Source organism: Stenotrophomonas maltophilia (assembly GCF_006974125.1).
Lineage (GTDB): Bacteria > Pseudomonadota > Gammaproteobacteria > Xanthomonadales > Xanthomonadaceae > Stenotrophomonas > Stenotrophomonas maltophilia_O.
Window position 1 is genome coordinate 1801274 of sequence record NZ_CP037858.1, and the last position, 18157, is coordinate 1819430.

Sequence of the window (18157 nt, forward strand, 5' to 3'; positions counted from 1 at the left end):
ATTCAACTGGCAGAAGGCGGAAGGGAAACACGCGGGCGCCCCGCCGGTGCCGGCCCGCCATCGCGGCGGGCCGCACCCCGGAAGGGCGCGGCGGGCAGGAACGGCCGGGACGGCTTATTCCGGCGCAAAGAACTCGTTGCCGTGCATGTCGACCAGCTCCAGCGCACGGCCACCGCCGCGGGCCACGCAGGTCAGCGGATCGTCCGCCACCTGCACGTGCAGGCCGGTTTCCTCGGAAATCAGGCGGTCCAGGTCACGCAGCAGGGCGCCACCACCGGTCAGCACGATGCCGCGCTCGGCGACGTCGGCGCAGAGTTCCGGCGGGGTCTGCTCCAGCGCCAGCTTGACCGCGCTGACGATGCCCGACAGCGGCTCATGCAGGGCTTCAAGCACCTCGTTGGAGCTGATCTTGATCATCTTCGGCACACCCTCGGCGAGGTTGCGGCCGGAGATTTCCATCTCGATCACTTCCGCCTGCGGGTAGGCGCAGCCCAGCTCGACCTTGATGCGCTCGGCGGTGGCTTCACCGATCAGCATGCCGTGGTTGCGGCGCACGTAGTTGGTGATCGACTCGTCGAAGCGGTCGCCACCGATGCGGACCGACGCCGAGTAGACGATACCGTTGAGCGAGATCACCGCCACTTCGGTGGTGCCGCCGCCGATGTCGATGACCATCGAACCACGCGCTTCGGTGACCGGCATGCCAGCGCCGATCGCGGCCGCCATCGGCTCTTCGATCAGGAACACGTCACGGGCACCGGCTTCCTCGGCCGATTCCTTGATCGCGCGGCGCTCGACCTGGGTCGAACCGGCCGGCACGCAGACCAGCACGCGCGGGCTCGGGCGCAGCACGCGCGACTTGTGCACCTTCTTGATGAAGTGCTTGAGCATCGCCTCGGTATAGGTGAAGTCGGCGATGACGCCGTCCTTCATCGGGCGGATGGTGGTGATGTGGCCCGGGGTACGGCCAAGCATCTGCTTGGCTTCGGCGCCTACGGCTGCCACCGAGCGGGTGCCACCGATGGCACGATCCTGGCGCACGGCCACGACCGATGGCTCGTTCAGCACGATCCCCTGCCCGCGCACGTAGATGAGGGTGTTGGCCGTGCCCAGGTCGATGGACAGGTCGTTGGAGAACATGCCACGGAGTTTCTTGAACATCTGAGGAAGGAGTCCTGAGGGGTGTCGTGCCCGCCGCGGGATGGCGAAAAAATGGGCAGAAATCGAGGCCGACAAGCCTAGCAACCCGCCTGCCGCCGAGCAAGGAAAAAACTAGCTGAACCCGCGTCTTCACAGGCTTTCGGCCTGATCGGGTCTCACCCGGTTCTGGCCCTGAGCGGCACCAGCGGGTAACCTTTGCGCCGTCGGGCGCCCAAGGGCGCCGTTTGCTTGCCCGCCGAACCGGGCCGGCCCATCCCAAAAATTCACCGCATAGGCTTACATCGATGTCCGCTCTGATCTGTGGTTCTCTTGCCTTCGACACCATCATGGTGTTCCCGGACCAGTTCAAGAATCACATCCTGCCGGACAAGGTGCACATCCTGAACGTGTCGTTCCTGGTCCCCCGCATGCGCCGCGAGTTCGGCGGCTGTGCCGGCAACATCGCCTACAACCTGCACCTGCTGGGCGGCCAGCCGATCCCGATGGGCACCGTGGGTTCGGACTTCGGCCCGTACCGCGAGTACTTCGAAGGCCTGGGCATCGACCTGTCGCGCGTGCGCGTGATCGACGAGCTGTTCACCCCGCAGGCGTTCATCACCACCGACCACGACAACAACCAGATCACCGCCTTCCACCCGGGCGCGATGATGCGTTCCTACGAGAACCACGTGCGTGGCGTACCGGGCGTGACCTTGGGCCTGGTCGGCCCGGACGGCCGCGAAGGCATGATCCAGAACGCGCAGGAATTCCACGAAGACAGCATTCCGTTCATCTTCGACCCGGGCCAGGCCATGCCGCTGTTCAACGGCCCGGAGCTGCGCGCCTTCATCGATCAGGCCGATTACGTGGTGGTCAACGACTACGAGTCGAACCTGCTGCAGGAGCGCACCGGCTGGGACGAGAAGGAGATCGTCAGCCGGGTCAAGGCCTACATCACCACCCGCGGCCCCAAGGGCGCGGTCATCCACACCCCGGAAAAGAGCTACGACATCCCGCCGGCGCACGAGCGCCGCGTGGTCGACCCGACCGGCTGTGGCGACGCCTTCCGCGCCGGCCTGATCTACGGCATCCAGAAGGGCTACGACTGGCTGACCATCGGCCGCATGGGCAACCTGATGGGCGCGCTGAAGGTCGAGCACCCGGGCACGCAGAACCAGCGCTTCACCTTCGATGAGTTCAACGAGCAGTTCAAGCAGCAGTTCGGTTACGCGCTGGGCGCGTAAACCGAACTGCCCGCGCATTCCACCTTATCCCCGCGCCTTCGGCGCGCCCCCTTGAACACCAAGGGGGCTTTCCACCCGATGCGCTGCTGGGAATGCTGTTGGTAGGTGTCGACCTTGGTCGACACGCTGTGCCCTGGTGGGTGTCGACCTGGGTCGACACTGCCGGCCAGCGGCCGGCACTACCCCTTCTGCTGCCAGGCCGCCAGCAACGCTCGGCAATCGGCGAAATGCCAGTCGGCACGGTCCGGCCACGGGTTCTCCGGCAGGTTGACCAGCACGGTGTGCGTGCCCGCAGCGCGGCCGCACTCCAGGTCGTAGGCGTGGTCACCCACCATCACCATGTCCGCGGCCGCCACGCCCCAGCGCCGCTGGTGCTGCTGCAGGCCATCCGGTGACGGCTTGGGCACCGCTTCATCGCGGCCGATGATGTCGGCATCGTCGAACAACTCGCCGACCCCGATCGCCTCCAGCGTCAGCTTCGCCAGCGCGTGGTCGTTGCGGGTCAGGATGCCCAGCCGGCAGCCAGCCGCCGCCAGCGCGCGCAGCAGCTTCACCGCGCCCGGCGCCGGCAGCGCGTCCTCGGCCAGCGCGCGCTCGTGATCCAGCAGCCACGCGCGCTTGGCCTGCGCCGGTGCCTCCGGCAGCGCCGCGATATGGTCGAGGATGTCTTCCTCGGCGGCGATCTGCAGTGCGCGGCGGATCGCGGCGAAATCATGCACGGCTACCGTCAGCGTGCCGTCCATGTCGAACACCCAGTGCCGGATCGCGGACAACGCGTGCACTGCGCTGCCCGTCGCGATCATCACTGCCACCACTGCGGCATGCGGCTGGCGTCGACACCGCCGGTTTCGAACACGGCCGTGCGCGTGCCGCCGGCCTTGACCGGGAACTCGATGCTGATCGACTTGCCCTTGCGCGCCAGCTTCCACAGCGCCTTCTGGTCGGTGATGAACATCGCAATGGCTTCATCGGTCTTCGGGCGCCAGGCCGCCATCGACACGGGCTTGCCGTCGTCCACGGTCACCTTCACCGTGCATTGCGGACAGCGGAAATCACCGGCCTGCAGCACCAGGTAGGCGTGCCGCTTCCACTCAGGGTGATCGCGGAACACCAGCTGCACCGGCTTGGCACCACTGCCGTCCACATCCACCCGTTCCTTGCTGTAGATCGACGCCGAGACCTGGTTGCCCTTGCTGCCGACCGGAATCTGGTTGTACTGCCACAGCCCCTGCATGCGGCGCAGGTCGCGCGCGGCATCGCCCTTGGCCTTTACTTCATCGAAACCGGCCGCGATGCGCTCAGCGGCGGCGGTGTCCTTGTACTGGTCCAGCAGCGAGGCACCATGCAGGCGCGCGCGCTCCCAGTCCTGCGCAGCTACGGCCATGTCGTACTGCTTGGCCACGTCGTCGGCCTTGGCCTCCTTCTGCGCCTGCACGGCCGCCGCGGCGGCTTCCTGCGCCTTGCGCTCCTCCTCGGGATTGCTGCAGGCGGCCAGGGCCAGGGTACAGGCGGTGAGCAGGATCAGTCGTTTCATGGCAGAGGTCCTATGCGAGTGCATCCCGATTCTATCGGCAGCGAAAAGCGGATACAGCAACGGCGGGTTTCCCCGCCGTTGCTGGTGAAGCCGTGACCGGTTGCCGGCCAGCGGCCGCACTACCGCTTACTTGGCTTCAGCCTTGGCCAGCATGTCCTGCACCGAGGCGGTGGTGATCGGGTGGTAGCCCGGCTTGGCCTTTTCGAAGGCCTGCTTGGCCAGCTCCAGCCCCTTCGGGGTCTTCACCAGTTCGGCGTAGATCGGCAGGATCAGCTTGCGACGGCCGACGCGCTCGATGAACGCGGCGGCGCCTTCATTGGCCTGCTCGTAGCCGCTGCGGATCGCCAACGGGTACCAGCGCATGGCGATCTCGCCATTCGGGGTGCCGGTGAAGTGGAAGGCCTTGTCCAGCGTGGCCAGCTTGTCCAGCGGCTGGGTCGCGCCCAGGCCATCGATGAAGCGCACCCATTCCTGCGTGCTCCAGTCGGCGATGACCTGGCTGCTGGGCACGGTGCCGGCGCTGGCGAAGGCGATGCGCGCGGTATCGACGCTGCTGAAGTTGCGCGACTGCGCCTTGGCCGCGAACGCCGGGATGCCCGGCTCGTCCAGCCACGCCTTCAGTTCGGCCTCGGTCACGGCCGACGGATTCTTCGGCAGCAGGTTCTTCTTCAGGTACTCGACGAACTGGTCGGTGTTCGCACTCTGGAAGGCGTGATCATCGAACCAGCCACGCAGGAACGGATCGAAGGTCTCGCGGCCGAAGCGCTGTTCCAGGAACTCCAGGAACCACGAACCCTTGACGTAGGCGACCTGGCTGAGGGCTTCGTCGGGGTCACGCTCGTTCAGCGGCGGCAGCGCCAGTGCCTGATCGGCCGGGCTCATGTCCTTCACTTCGGCCAGCAGGTCGGTCTGGTCGATCTGCTTCTCCATCTCGGCCATCTCCTTGCCGTACAGGGCTTCGGTGATGCGGCCCTGGACGTAGGTGGTGAAGCCTTCGTTGAGCCAGATGTCCTTCCAGCTGGCATTGGTCACCAGGTTGCCCGACCAGCTGTGCGCCAGTTCGTGGGCAACCAGCGAGACCAGCGACTTGTCGCCGACGATCACGGTCGGGGTGGCGAAGGTCAGGCGCGGGTTTTCCATGCCGCCGAACGGGAACGACGGCGGCAGCACCAGCATGTCGTAGCGGCCCCAGCGGTATTCGCCGTACAGCTTCTCGGCGGCACCGATCATCTTCTCGGTGTCTTCGAATTCCTTGGCGGCCTTGTTGACCATGGTCGGCTCGGCCCAGACGCCGGAGCGGCCGGAGATCGGCTCGAACACCAGGTCGCCGGCGGCGATGGCCAGCAGGTAGGACGGAATCGGCTGCGGCATCTTGAAGGTGTAGTCACCATCACGCGCGGCCTTCGGATCATTGTCGGCGCTCATCAGCACCATCACGTCCGGGCGCGAGACCACGTGCGCGCTGTAGGTGAAGCGCACGCTCGGGGTGTCCTGCAGCGGCACCCAGGAGCGGGCATGGATGGCCTGCGACTGGCTGAACATGAAGGGCAGCTTCTTGCCCTCGGTCATCGACGGCGCCAGCCACTGCAGGCCCGAGGCGGTCGGTGCGGTGTGGTAGGTCACTTCCACCTTGGCCGGCTGTTCCGGGGCCTCGATGGTCAGCTTGCTGCCGAACACCTTGTCAGCGGCGGCCAGCTCGAACTTCAGCGGGCTGCGCGCGCCATCGGCGGCAACGGCCTCGACCTTGGACACGGTCAGCTCGCGGGTGTCGAGCACCAGCTGCTTGGCGTCCTTCTGCTTCCATTCCAGGGTGTAGGTGGCGGTGCCGCCTATCTGCTTCTGGTCGAAGTCCAGCTTCAGATCCAGCGCGATGTCCTTGATGACGACCTTGTCCGGCTCGGCGTACGAGCTTTCGTCGTGGCTGCGGTTCTCGGCGTTCACGGGAGCGGCAGGGGCCTTTTCGGCAGTCGGGGCGGCGGCGGGCGCGGCCGCCTCCTGGGAGCAGCCGGCGGCCAGGGCCACGGCCAGCGGAAGGAGCATCAGCGGATTACGCATGAATCGGGACCGTTACGGGGATCAAACCCCAATGGTACCTCCCTCCGGCCCGGCAGGCGTTGCGCGGTGCGGGGTAATGGCGGCCAAGGCCGATCCTGCGGCGGCACCCTGGGTAGGTGCCAACCTTGGTTGGCACGGATCTTTCATCGCTCGCGGCCTGCGCTGTGCCAACCAAGGTTGGCACCTACCAGAGCAGATACCCGCAGCGGGCGAGTGCCAACCAAGGTTGGCACCCACCAGAGCAGGGCTTACAGCTTGTAGCCGGAGTGGATCGAAACGATGCCGCCGGTCAGGTTCTTGTAGTGGCAGCGCTCGAAGCCGGCCTGCCCCATCATCGCCTTCAGTTCATCCTGCGGCGGGTGCTTGCGGATGCTCTCGGCCAGGTACTGGTAGCTGTCCGAATCGTTGGCGAACAGCTTGCCCAGCTTGGGCAGGATCCTGAACGAGTGGAAGTCGTAGATCGGCTTGAACCAGTCCGCGGTGACTTCGGAGAACTCCAGCACGCGGGCCTGGCCGCCCACCTTCAGCACGCGGTACATCTCGCGCAGGCCAGCGTCCTTGTCGGTCACGTTGCGCAGGCCGAAGGCGATGGTGACCAGGTCGAAGCTGTTGTCCGGGAACGGCAGGGCTTCGGCGTTGCACTGCACGTAGTCCAGGCCAAGCACCAGGCCGCGGTTGGTCAGGCGGTCACGGCCGACCGACAGCATGCCGGCGTTGATGTCGCCCAGCACCACCGAGCCCTCGGCGCCGACGCGCTCCTTCAGCAGGGCGGCGATGTCGCCGGTGCCGCCTGCCAGATCGAGCACGCGGTCGCCCGGCTTCACCTGCGCGGTAGCCACGTAGTAGCGCTTCCACGCCCGGTGCACGCCCAGGCTCATCAGGTCGTTCATCAGGTCGTAGTTGCGCGCGACCGAGGTGAACACCTGGCCGACCAGCTTCTGCTTGTCCTTGGCGGCGACGTCGCGGAACCCGAAATGGGTGGTACCGGCTTTGTAGGGGGATTCGCTCATGGCCCCGATTATCGCACCGCCGGGGGCCAGCGGCACCCCCTGCCCGTATCATGGCGGGCCACGACTTACCGGAGCCCCGCATGATCACCACGCCCGACTACCAGGCCCTGCTGCAGACCGCCATTGCCGAAGCCCGCCAGGGGCTGGCCGAAGGCGGCGTGCCGATCGGCGCGGCGCTGTACCACAACGACGGCCGCCTGCTCGGCTGCGGCCACAACCGCCGCGTGCAGGAAGGCGACCCGTCGGTGCATGGCGAAACCGATGCGTTCCGCAAGGCCGGTCGCCAGCGCCGTTACCAGGACACCATCATGGTCACCACCCTGGCCCCGTGCTGGTACTGCTCGGGGCTGGTGCGCCAGTTCAACATCGGCACCGTGGTGGTGGGCGAATCGCGCACCTTCCAGGGCGGCATCGACTGGTTGCGCGAGAACGGCGTCAACGTGATCGACCTGGACAACCAGGAATGCGTGGACCTGCTGGGCGGCTTCATTGCGCAGCATCCGGAGATCTGGAACGAAGACATCGGTGAATGAGCACCGTGCAGTGTCCTGTTGAACCCGCTTAATGAACGCTTCAGTGCCGGCACGCCCTAGTGCCGGCGGCATTTGCGGCCATTGCCGTGAACCCGTGCACAGTCAGCTGCGCAACGTGCACACGCTGCGGTAACACCCCACCCGGCCGCCGCGCCTAGGGTGGGGTTACCGGGACTCCTTTCCCCGGCGGAGCCAGCCATGTGCGCGCACGCCGTACGCCCCACGCCCGACCCGATCCTCGACGCCATCCGCAAGCGCCTGCAGCAGCAGTACGCGCTGCACCAGCGTGGCGCGCTGTTCTGGACCGCCTACCAGAGCCTGCAGCTGGAACTGGTACGCGGCCACCCGCTCGACCATGAGCGCCTGTGCAATGCGATGGCCGACATGGCCGAAGACCTCGGCGCGGTCGAGCACGCGCAACTGGTAGGCAATCGCAACGCCAGCTGCACATCGCGCTGACGCGGCATCCACTGCCTCATCGGCCACACTCGGATGAACCCCCACTCCCTTTCCACTCAACCGAACTGGATTGTCATGCACGCCGAAGTCCCCACCATTCCCCCGGTCATCAACGTTGACGCCGAGCTTGACCACTGGCGCCGCCAGCATGCCGACGGCGCACTACCGCACAACTCGTTCGGCTCCTACGTACCGTGGATCAAGTTCGCCTGTGATTCGCTGATCACCCAGCCGCGCGCCAGCAATGCGCAGCGCGACGAGATGTTCCAGACCCAGTACGCCCTGCAGATCATGCCGCGCCTGAGCGAAGCCCAGGCCCGCGAATTCGTTGATCGTTGCTGGCAGCACGTCTACCAGACCAGCCCGGTGCGCCTGCAGGACGCGCCACGCCTGCGCGCCTGACGGCTGCACGGCCCCTGCACGAGCCACTGCCGATCATCCTCGTCACCTGAGTGGGACGACGACGATGAAAGCACGCAACCTGTTCAATACGATCGCCAAGAAGGCCGCGGCCGCCACCGGCTCGCCGTGGACCTTCCTGGCCGCGGTAGCGATCGTGGTGATCTGGGGCATCAGTGGCCCGGTGTTCGGTTTCAACGACACCTGGCAGCTGGTGATCAATACCGGCACCACCATCATCACCTTCCTGATGGTGTTCCTGATCCAGCACACGCAGAACGCGGATACCGCCGCCATGCAGATCAAGCTGGACGAGCTGATCCGGGCGACGGCCGAAGCCAACAACGAATTGTTGGATCTGGAAGAACTGGACGAGGAGCGGCTGGAAGAGATCCGTCGCGAGTACGAGCAGATGGCGCGCGAAGCCGGCGACGCGCTGGCGCGGGTGCGCGCCTGCCATGCAGCGCGGCGCGACGATGAAGCGGTGTAGCAGATCCTGAAATGACAATGCCGGCCAGCGGCCGGCACTACCATCGATCATCAAGGTAGAGCCGGCCGCTGGCCGGCTGTCCTTCAGCTGCGCTCGTGCCAGCCGCCGCCCAGCACCTTGTACAGGGTGATGCGGTTGGCCTGCTGCGCCAGCTGCGCCTGCAGCTGGGTCTGCTGCGCGTTGTAGGCGGTACGCCGCGCATCGAGCAGGGTGACGAAGCTGTCCAGCCCCGCGTCGTAGCGGGCCTGCGACAGGCGGTTGGCCTGTTCGGCCGCTTCCACCAGGCGCTGCTGTGAACTCACCTGCTCATCCAGGCTGACATTCAATGTCAGCGCATCGGCGGTTTCGCGGAAACCCACCTGGATCGACTTCTCATACTGCGCCAGCGCGATATCGCGATCCGCATTGGCGATGGCGAGGTTGGCGCGCAGCTTGCCGCCCTGGAAGATCGGCAGGGTGATCTTCGGCAGGAAACTCCACACACGCGTTCCGCTGTCGAACAGGTTGGACAGTTCGCTCGAGCCACTGCCGATGCTGCCGGTCAGCGAGATGCTCGGGAAGAACGCTGCGCGTGCCGCACCGATGTTGGCGTTGGCGGCCAGCAACTGGTGTTCGGCGGCCATGATGTCCGGGCGCTGCAGCAGCACGTCGCTGGGCAGACCGGCCGGCGGCGGTGCCAGTGCAAGCAATTGCGGTGCGATGCTGTCCGGCAGCAGTGCCGGATCCAGCTGGCCACCGGCCAGCAACGCCAGCGCATTACGGTCCTGGGCCAGCTGGCCACGCAGGCGTGCAGCGTCCGTACGTGCGGTCTCGACCAGGGTACGGGTCTGGGTCAGCTCCAGCGCCGAACTGCCACCACGTTCGTGGCGGGCCTCGGCCAGGCGCAGCGAATCCTCGTAGGTCTTCAGCGTGGCATCGGCGATCTTCAGCCGCTGCGCATCAGCACCGTAGGTCAACCATGCGGTGGCCGTCTCGGCCACCAGGCTCAACTGCGCGTTGCGGCGGTTGGCGGCCACGGCGAAGTACTGCTGCAGCGCCGCTTCGCTGAGGTTGCGCACGCGGCCGAACAGGTCCAGCTCGAACTCGGCCACGCCGACACCAGCGGTGAACTGCTCGGTGACGCCGGCGTCGGTGCCACGGCGATCCATCTGGCCGGTGACGGCCACGCCGGGCACGCGGTCGGCGCGCTGTACGCGGTACTGGCCGCGCGCGCGTTCAACGTTGAGCACGGCCACGCGCAGGTCGCGGTTGTTCTGCAGCGACTGGTCGATCACCTGCTGCAGGCGCGCATCGGTGAAGAAGTCGCGCCAGCCGACGGCGGCGACATCGGCCACCTCGCCCTGCGCGGCCTCGGCCGGCCACTGCGCCGGAATCGCCGGAGCAACAGCGGTGTTCTTCGGCACCAGGGTGGAGCAGCCAGCCAGCGCGAGCGCGGCGGCAATGGAAAGGAACAGGGATGCACTTTTCATGGGAATGACTTCCATCGGTACTGCCAGATGGCAGGAGGCAATGCCGGCCAGCGGCCGGCACTACCATTTCGCTTACGTGGAGGATTTGCGCTTGAACACGCGCTGCACCACCACGAAGAACAGCGGCACGAAGAACACGCCGAGCACGGTGCCGACGATCATGCCGCCGAGCACGCCGGTGCCGATCGCCTGCTTGGCGCCGGAGCCGGCGCCGGTGGAGATCGCCAGCGGTACCACGCCCATGCCGAAGGCCAGCGAGGTCATCACGATCGGACGCAGGCGGTCGCGCACGGCATGCATGATCGATTCGATCAGGCCTGCGCCCTTCTCCAGGTTCTCCTTGGCGAACTCGACGATCAGGATCGCGTTCTTGCTGGTCAGGCCCACCGTGGTCAGCATCGCCACCTGGAAGTAGATGTCGCGCTCCAGGCCCTTGAAGGTGTTGGCCAGCACCGCGCCGAGGATGCCCAGCGGGGCCGCCAGCAGCACTGCGGTCGGCACGCTCCAGCTTTCGTACATCGCGGCCAGGCACAGGAACACGATCATCAGCGACAGCGTGTACAGCAGCGGCGTCTGCGAGCCGGCCTGGCGCTCCTGGTAGGACATCGCCGTCCACTCGATGCCGAAGCCCTGCGGCAGCTGCTTGGCCAGCTGTTCGATCTCGGCCATGGCATCACCGGAGGCGACACCCGGGGCCGGCTCGCCCTGGATTTCCATGGCCGACACGCCGTTGTAGCGCTCAAGACGCGGCGAACCGTAGTCCCAGTGCTTGGTGGCGAACGCGCTGAACGGCACCATCTCGCCCTTGTCGTTCTTCACGGACCAGAGGTCGAAGTCCTCCGGGACCATGCGGAACGGCTGGTCGGCCTGCACGAACACGCGCTTGACGCGGCCACGATCGACGAAGTCGTCGATGTATGAGCTGCCCCATGCTGCAGCCAGCGTTCCGTTGATCTGGTCGATCGACAGCCCCAGCGAGGTCGCCTTGGCCGCGTCGATGTCGATGCGGAACTGCGGCGTGTCCTCCTGGCCGTTGGGGCGCACGTTGGCCAGCTTCTTGCTGCCCGCAGCGAGGCCCAGCAGCTGGTTGCGCGCGGCCACCAGTGCCTCGTGGCCCTGGCCGCTGTTGTCCTTCAGGAAGAAGGTGTAACCCGAGGCAGTACCCAGCTCCGGAATGGCCGGCGGCGGGAAGGCGAAGATGAAGGCATCCTTGATCTGGCCCAGGGCTGCCATCGCGCGCCCGGTGATCGGCATCACGCCGTTGTCGGCATCACGCTCGCTCCAGTCCTTCAGCTTGACGAATGCCATGCCGGCGTTCTGGCCCATGCCGGCGAAGCTGAAGCCCTGCACCGAGAACACCGAGTCCACCGCATCCTTTTCGTTCTGCAGGAAGTGGTTTTCCAGTGCCGCGATCGATTCCAGCGTGCGTTCCTGGGTGGCACCCACCGGCGCCTGCACCAGCGCCATCAGCACGCCCTGGTCTTCGTTGGGCAGGAACGAGCTGGGCAGGCGCACGAACAGCACGCCCATCAGCACGAACAGCGCCGCGACGATGCCCATGAAACGCCACGGACGGTGGATGATGCCGCGCACGCCGCGCTGGTAGCTTTCGCTGGTGCGGTCGAAGCCACGGTTGAAGCCATTGAAGAAACGACCGGCCCAGCCCTTGTGTGCGACGTGGTGCTCACCCTTCTTCAGCGGCTTGAGCATGGTCGCGCACAGCGCCGGGGTCAGCACGATCGCGACCAGCACCGACAGCGCCATCGCCGAAACGATCGTGGCCGAGAACTGGCGGTAGATAACGCCGGTGGAGCCGCTCATGAAGGCCATCGGCACGAACACCGCCGACAGCACCAGGCCGATGCCCACCAGCGCGCCGGTGATCTGGCCCATCGACTTGCGGGTCGCTTCAAGCGGTGACAGTCCTTCCTCGGACATGATGCGCTCGACGTTCTCCACCACCACGATGGCATCATCCACCAGCAGGCCGATGGCCAGCACCATCGCGAACATGGTCAGCATGTTCACCGAGAAGCCCAGCATCGCCAGCACACCGAAGGTACCCAGCAACACCACCGGCACGGCGATGGTCGGGATCAGGGTGGCGCGGAAGTTCTGCAGGAACAGGTACATCACCACGAACACCAGCACGATCGCTTCGATCAGGGTCTGCACCACGCCCTTGATCGACACGCGCACGAACGGGGTCGTGTCGTACGGGATCTCGGCCTTCAGGCCGGCCGGGAAGAAGCTCTTCATGTCCTCCAGCGCGGCATCGACGCAGGCGGCGGTATCCAGCGCGTTGGCGCCGGTGGCCAGGGTGACCGCCAGGCCGCTGGCCGGCTGGCCGTTGTAGCGGGTGACGAAGTCGTACGATTCCGCACCCAGCTCGACGCGGGCGACATCACCCAGGCGCAGCTCGGCACCGTCCTGCGCACCGCGCACGATGATGTTGCGGAACTGTTCCGGGGTCTGCAGGCGAGACTGCGCGTTGATGGTGGCGTTGAGCTGCTGGCCCTTGATCGACGGCGCACCGCCGAGCTGGCCGATGGCCACCTGGGCGTTCTGTGCCTTGATTGCCGCGGTCACTTCCGCGACCGACAGGCCATAGGTATGCAGCTTGTTCGGGTCCAGCCAGATACGCATGGCGTACTTGCCACCAAACACCTGGATGTTGCCCACGCCCGGCACGCGGCTCAGACGGTCGACGACATTGGAACCGACATAGTCGGCGATGTCGTTGGCGTCCATGCTGCCGTTCTCGGACACGAACGCGATGACGTTCAGGAAGCCCGAGCTGGACTTGGCCACGTTGATGCCCTGCCGCTGCACTTCCTGCGGCAGCAGCGGCATGGCCAGCTGCAGCTTGTTCTGCACCTGCACCTGGGCGATATCCGGGTTGGTGCCGCTCTCGAAGGTCAGGGTGATGGTGGCCTGGCCGTTGGACGAGCTGTTGGAGGAGAAGTAGATCAGGCCATCAAGGCCCTTCATGTTCTGCTCGATGATCTGCGTCACCGAGTCCTCGACCACCTTGGCCGATGCACCCGGGTAGGTGGCGCTGATTTCCACCGCCGGCGGTGCGACGTTGGGGTACATCGAGACCGGCAGCTTGAACAGGGCCAGGCCGCCGGCGAGCATGATGATGATGGCGATGACCCATGCAAAGATGGGTCGATCGATGAAAAAGCGTGCCATGGGGTTCTCCGCTTACTTCGCGTCGCTGGCCGGCGCGGCAGGCTGGGCGGCCGCTGCCGGCTTGGCCGGAGCAGCGCCCTTCTCGGTGGCCTTGACCGGCATGCCGGGGCCGATCTTCTGCAGGCCTTCGACGATGACCTTGTCGCCGGCCTTCAGGCCGTCCTCGACCAGCCACTTGTCGCCAACCGTGCGGCTGACCTTGACCGGGCGCACTTCGACCTTGTTGTCCTTGTCGACCACCATCGCGGAGGTGTCACCCTTCGGATCGCGGGCGATGCCGGCCATCGGCACCAGCACCGCATCGCTGCGCACGCCGCCACCGATCACCGCGCGCACATAGGTGCCCGGCATCAGCAGGCCGTCCGGGTTGTCCACCTTCACGCGCAGGCCGAAGCTGCCGGTAGCCGGATCGACGCTGACTTCGGAGAACTCCAGCGTGCCCTTGTGCTCGAAGGTGCTGCCGTCTTCCATCAGGATGCTGACCGGCAGCGACTGGTTGTCCTGCAGGCGGCCAGCGGCCAGTTCACGACGCAGCTGCAGCAGCTCGGCCGAAGACTGGGTCAGGTCCACATAGATCGGGTCCAGCTGCTGCACGGTGGCCAGGGCATTGGCCTGCCCGGCGCTGACCAGCGCACCCTGGGTGACGCTGGACTTGCCGATGCGGCCGCTGATCGGCGCGACGATGCGGGCATAGCCCAGTGTGACGTTGGCCGCATCCAGCGATGCCTTGGCGGCGCCGACGTCTGCTTCGGCCTGCTTCTGCGCGGCCACGGCGTTTTCCAGATCCTGCTGGCTTACCGCATCAACCTTGGCCAGCTCGGTGATGCGCTTGGCGCTCAGGCGTGCAGCGTTGGCCGTGGCTTCGGCACGGGCCAGCTGGGCGCGGGCGCTGTTGGCCTGGGCGCGGTAGCTGGCGTCTTCGATCTGGTACAGCGGCTCGCCGGCCTTGACCATGCCGCCTTCGGTGAACAGGCGCTTGGCGACGATGCCGTTGACCTGCGGACGCACTTCAGCAACCAGGAAGGCATTGGTACGGCCCGGCAGTTCGCGGGTCAGGCCCACGGTCTCGGACTTCAGCGTGACTACGGTGACGTCACCCGGGCCCTGCTCGGGGGCCTGGGGTTGGCCGCCGCAGGCAGCCACGGTCGCGGCGATTGCCAGCGACAGTGCAAAGGGTCGGATTCGGCTCAGCAACATGACGGAAAGGCTCTTGGAGGAAAGGATCTCAGCCAGCGCTGATACGGCGGACCCTCCACCAGCAAAGGTGAAGACCGTGCGAACAGCGCCCACCCGGGTGGAGTGGGAGCCGGACGGGCCTGCCACGCACACGACGGGAATGATGGGAACGAAATATACATACATGCTTGTTTGTTTGTAAACCGGTACAATTCAGCCACGTTTCACCCGCACTCGTACCCTACCCATGGCCCGCAAGACCAAAGAGGACACCCAGGCAACCCGGGAAGGCATCCTTGACGCCGCCGAAGCCTGCTTCCATGAACACGGCGTGGCCCGTACCACGCTGGAGATGATCGGCGCCCGCGCCGGCTATACCCGTGGCGCGGTGTACTGGCACTTCAAGAACAAGAGCGAGGTGCTGGCCGCGATCGTCGAACGGGTGCACCTGCCCTTCATGCAGGAACTGGAACGCACCTCCACCGACCAGCGCGACACGCCGGTGCACGACCTGCGCGCGGTGATGATCCACTCGTTCATCGAGCTGTCCGAGGACGAACGCCTGCGCAAGACCATGGAGATCATGCTGCGCAGCGATGCCTCGGCCGACACCAAGGTGCTGACCGAAATGCAGCAGGCCGGATTCCGCGATGCGCTGGACCGGATGGAGCGTGCCCTGCGCCGCGCCCAGGACCTGGGCCAGCTGCGCGAAGGCGCCGACCCCAAGATCGCCGCCCGCATGCTGCATGCCACCGTGCTGGGCGTGCTGCACGGGGCGATGGTCGAACCGGACCTGATGGATCTCAAGCGCGACGGCATGCTCGCACTGGACATGACCCTGGCCGCCTACGTGAAGGACGGCGTGTTCGTGCCCGGAACGGTGCCCGAGCCGTTGCCGGAAGCGTGAGTGGCGCTGCTGCCGCCACCACCACACCCATCTGAGGACAGACCCATGATCCTGGACAACGTGGTGTGGGGCTTCATCGGCTGCGGCAGTGTCACCGAGAAGAAGAGCGGCCCCGCCCTGGCCAGCACACCCGGCTCACGGGTGGCAGCGGTCATGCGCCGCAATGCGGCGTTGGCCGAGGATTACGCGCGGCGCCATGCCATTCCCCGCTGGTACGCGGACGCCGATGCGCTCATCGCCGATCCGGAAGTGAACGCGGTGTACGTCGCCACGCCACCCTCGACGCACATGCAGTACGCGCTGCAGGCGATAGCCGCAGGCAAGCCGGTCTACATCGAAAAGCCGATGGCCATGGACCACGGCGAGTGCCAGCGCATCATTGAAGCCAGCGCCAGCAGCGGCGTGCCGGTGTTCGTGGCCTATTACCGCCGCGCCCTGCCCCGCTTCGCCCAGGTGAAGCAGCTGCTGGACAACGGCACGATCGGCACACCGCGCAGCGTGCGCGCCACCCTGCATCGGCCGCATTCGGCGAACGCCGCATCGCCGGACTTCTGGCGGACCAACCCGGCGATCGCCGGCGGCGGCCTGTTCGTCGATCTGGGCTCGCATACCCTGGACCTGCTCGACCATCTGCTGGGGCCACTGAGCGAAGTGCGTGGCCTGGCCAGTTCGTTGACTGGCGCCTACCCCGCCGAGGACAGCGTCTCGATGTGCTTCCGCACCGGGGCGGGCGCGCACGGCATCGCGCAATGGAGTTTCTGCGCCTTCCGCCGCCAGGATGAGATCGAGATCACCGGCGACCACGGGCAGCTGCGCTTTGCCACGTTCGAGGACGTTCCGGTGGTTCTGGAGACCGAAGCGGGCGTGCAGGCATTCGATATCCCGAACCCGCGGTCGATCCAGCAGCCATTGATCGCCACCCTCGTGGACGAGCTGCGCGGCAAAGGGCGCTCACCGTCGACCGGCATCAGCGCCGCGCGCACCAGCGCGGTGATCGACCAGGTGCTGCAGGTCTACCGCGCCCTACACCCGCACTGACCGCCAACAAAAAGGCCGCCTTTCGGCGGCCTCATGCTTTGCAGCGTCGGCACTACAGGATGTAGCGGCTCAGGTCCGGGTCCTGCACCAGCTCGCCCAGGTGCGCATCGACATAAGCACTGTCGATGGCCAGGGTCTCACCATCGCGGTCCGGTGCCTCGTAGCTGAGCGAATCCAGCAGGCGTTCCAGCACGGTGTGCAGGCGACGGGCGCCGATGTTCTCCTGCCGCTCGTTCACCTGGAAGGCGATCTCGGCCAGGCGCTCGATGGCGTCGGCGGTGAAGCTGACCTTGACGCCTTCGGTAGCCAGCAGCGCTTCGTACTGCTTGGTCAGCGCGGCCTTCGGCTCGGTCAGGATGCGCACGAAGTCGCCCTTGCTCAGCGCGCCCAGCTCGACGCGGATCGGGAAGCGGCCCTGCAGCTCCGGGATCAGATCGCTGGGCTTGGCCAGGTGGAACGCACCAGAGGCGATGAACAGGATGTGGTCGGTCTTGATCGTGCCGTACTTGGTGGACACGTTGGAGCCTTCCACCAGCGGCAGCAGGTCGCGCTGCACGCCTTCGCGGGAGACGTCGCCTCCGCCCACGTTATCGCCGCGCTTGGCGACCTTGTCGATCTCGTCGATGAAGACGATGCCGTGCTGCTCGCAGGCTTCGATGGCCGCGGTGCGGATATCGTCTTCGTTGACCAGCTTGCCGGCCTCTTCTTCCACCAGCAGCGGACGCGCGGCCTTGATGGTCAGCGTGCGCTTGTGCGCCTTGGCACCACCGCCGAGGTTGGCGAACATCGACTTCAGCTGCTGGCCCATTTCCTCCATGCCCGGCGGGGTCATGATGTCCATGCTGACGTTGGCGGCCAGGTCGAGCTCGATCTCGCGCTCGTCCAGCTCACCGTTGCGCAGCATCTTGCGGAACTTGATGCGGGTCTCGTTGTCCTGTGCCGACGGTTCATTGCGGGCGACTTCCGGATCGAAACCGATGCCACCGCTGCGGCGCGGCAGCAGCGCATCGAGGATGCGGTCTTCGGCACGCTCTTCGGCCTGGGTGCGCACGCGCACCTTGGCCTGCTCGCGGTACAACTTCACTGCGGTATCGGCCAGGTCACGGATGATCTGCTCGACATCCTTGCCGACGTAGCCGACTTCGGTGAAACGGGTCGCTTCGACCTTCACGAACGGCGCGTTGGCCAGCGTGGCCAGGCGACGCGCGATCTCGGTCTTGCCGACGCCGGTGGGGCCGATCATCAGGATGTTCTTCGGCATCACTTCATTGCGCAGCTCCGGCACCAGCTGCATGCGGCGCCAGCGGTTGCGCAGGGCAATGGCCACCGCGCGCTTGGCGTCGTGCTGGCCCACGATATGCCGGTCCAGTTCCTGCACGATCTCGCGCGGGGTCATGGTGGCGGAGGAAACTTCGATCTTCGACATGGATGTGCTCACGGATTCAGTGTCGGTAGTGCCGGCCGCTGGCCGGCAACCAGGCACGCGTGCGGGGGATCATGAGGTTGCC

Annotated in this window: 16 protein-coding genes; 7 read left to right on the forward strand and 9 right to left on the reverse strand. The window is 66.2% G+C overall.

The window, feature by feature from the left end; all coding sequences use genetic code 11:
• Positions 1-114 precede the first annotated feature (114 nt).
• A complete protein-coding gene (locus EZ304_RS08150; protein ID WP_005419402.1) occupies positions 115-1161 on the reverse strand; it encodes a rod shape-determining protein in 1047 nt (348 codons plus the stop codon).
• Positions 1162-1445: 284 nt separating this feature from the next.
• Between EZ304_RS08150 and EZ304_RS08155 the strand changes: the two genes are divergently transcribed.
• Entirely contained in the window at positions 1446-2384 is a 939-nt protein-coding gene (locus EZ304_RS08155; protein ID WP_142806763.1) for a carbohydrate kinase family protein, read from the forward strand.
• A 179-nt stretch (positions 2385-2563) separates the two neighbouring features.
• On the opposite strand, the gene EZ304_RS08160 is transcribed toward EZ304_RS08155, so the two are convergent.
• From EZ304_RS08160 to ubiE, 4 genes are all read right to left on the reverse strand, one after another.
• Positions 2564-3187: an HAD family hydrolase gene (locus tag EZ304_RS08160; protein ID WP_142806764.1), complete on the reverse strand. Its 624-nt coding sequence runs from the start codon at positions 3185-3187 to the stop codon at positions 2564-2566.
• Complete coding sequence (locus tag EZ304_RS08165; RefSeq protein ID WP_099551164.1) at positions 3187-3918, reverse strand: hypothetical protein; 732 nt, start codon at positions 3916-3918, stop codon at positions 3187-3189. The genes EZ304_RS08160 and EZ304_RS08165 overlap by 1 nt, the downstream gene beginning before the upstream one ends.
• Positions 3919-4044: 126 nt before the next feature.
• Complete coding sequence (locus EZ304_RS08170; protein ID WP_142806765.1) at positions 4045-5973, reverse strand: M1 family metallopeptidase; 1929 nt, start codon at positions 5971-5973, stop codon at positions 4045-4047.
• 248 nt (positions 5974-6221) lie between these two features.
• On the reverse strand, positions 6222-6983 hold the full coding sequence (ubiE, locus tag EZ304_RS08175) for a bifunctional demethylmenaquinone methyltransferase/2-methoxy-6-polyprenyl-1,4-benzoquinol methylase UbiE (protein WP_006471026.1): 762 nt from the start codon (positions 6981-6983) through the stop codon (positions 6222-6224).
• Positions 6984-7063: 80 nt separating this feature from the next.
• Between ubiE and EZ304_RS08180 the strand changes: the two genes are divergently transcribed.
• The 4 genes from EZ304_RS08180 (at position 7064) to EZ304_RS08195 (ending at position 8864) form a co-directional block, all read left to right on the forward strand.
• The gene (locus tag EZ304_RS08180; protein WP_049399252.1) at positions 7064-7516 is read left to right on the forward strand and encodes a nucleoside deaminase; all 453 of its coding nucleotides are present in this window, start codon (positions 7064-7066) and stop codon (positions 7514-7516) included.
• 198 nt (positions 7517-7714) lie between these two features.
• Positions 7715-7975 (forward strand): hypothetical protein, encoded by a 261-nt coding sequence (locus tag EZ304_RS08185; RefSeq protein WP_142806766.1) that lies wholly within the window; start codon positions 7715-7717, stop codon positions 7973-7975.
• Positions 7976-8050: 75 nt separating this feature from the next.
• Positions 8051-8377: a hypothetical protein gene (locus EZ304_RS08190; protein WP_014038526.1), complete on the forward strand. Its 327-nt coding sequence runs from the start codon at positions 8051-8053 to the stop codon at positions 8375-8377.
• 64 nt (positions 8378-8441) lie between these two features.
• Positions 8442-8864: a low affinity iron permease family protein gene (locus EZ304_RS08195; RefSeq protein WP_032129005.1), complete on the forward strand. Its 423-nt coding sequence runs from the start codon at positions 8442-8444 to the stop codon at positions 8862-8864.
• An 83-nt stretch (positions 8865-8947) separates the two neighbouring features.
• Here EZ304_RS08195 and smeF read toward each other — a convergent pair whose 3' ends face one another.
• Genes smeF through smeD form a run of 3 tightly spaced genes read right to left on the reverse strand, consistent with a single transcriptional unit; the run spans position 8948 to position 14725 of the window.
• Positions 8948-10348, reverse strand: coding sequence for a multidrug efflux RND transporter outer membrane subunit SmeF (gene smeF, locus EZ304_RS08200; RefSeq protein WP_142806767.1), 1401 nt, complete (start codon positions 10346-10348; stop codon positions 8948-8950).
• A 57-nt stretch (positions 10349-10405) separates the two neighbouring features.
• The gene (gene smeE / locus EZ304_RS08205) at positions 10406-13528 is read right to left on the reverse strand and encodes a multidrug efflux RND transporter permease subunit SmeE (RefSeq protein ID WP_142806768.1); all 3123 of its coding nucleotides are present in this window, start codon (positions 13526-13528) and stop codon (positions 10406-10408) included.
• Between the two features lie 12 nt (positions 13529-13540).
• On the reverse strand, positions 13541-14725 hold the full coding sequence (gene smeD, locus EZ304_RS08210) for a multidrug efflux RND transporter periplasmic adaptor subunit SmeD (RefSeq protein WP_142806769.1): 1185 nt from the start codon (positions 14723-14725) through the stop codon (positions 13541-13543).
• A 226-nt stretch (positions 14726-14951) separates the two neighbouring features.
• Between smeD and smeT the strand changes: the two genes are divergently transcribed.
• Both smeT and EZ304_RS08220 read left to right on the forward strand, forming a co-directional pair.
• Positions 14952-15611 carry an efflux transporter SmeDEF transcriptional repressor SmeT gene (gene smeT / locus EZ304_RS08215; RefSeq protein ID WP_142806770.1) on the forward strand — a complete coding sequence of 220 codons (660 nt, stop codon included), beginning with the start codon at positions 14952-14954 and terminating at the stop codon, positions 15609-15611.
• A 45-nt stretch (positions 15612-15656) separates the two neighbouring features.
• A complete protein-coding gene (locus EZ304_RS08220) occupies positions 15657-16649 on the forward strand; it encodes a Gfo/Idh/MocA family protein (protein ID WP_142806771.1) in 993 nt (330 codons plus the stop codon).
• 52 nt (positions 16650-16701) lie between these two features.
• On the opposite strand, the gene hslU is transcribed toward EZ304_RS08220, so the two are convergent.
• Positions 16702-18075: an ATP-dependent protease ATPase subunit HslU gene (gene hslU, locus EZ304_RS08225; RefSeq protein WP_071305873.1), complete on the reverse strand. Its 1374-nt coding sequence runs from the start codon at positions 18073-18075 to the stop codon at positions 16702-16704.
• Between the last annotated feature and the right edge of the window lie 82 nt (positions 18076-18157).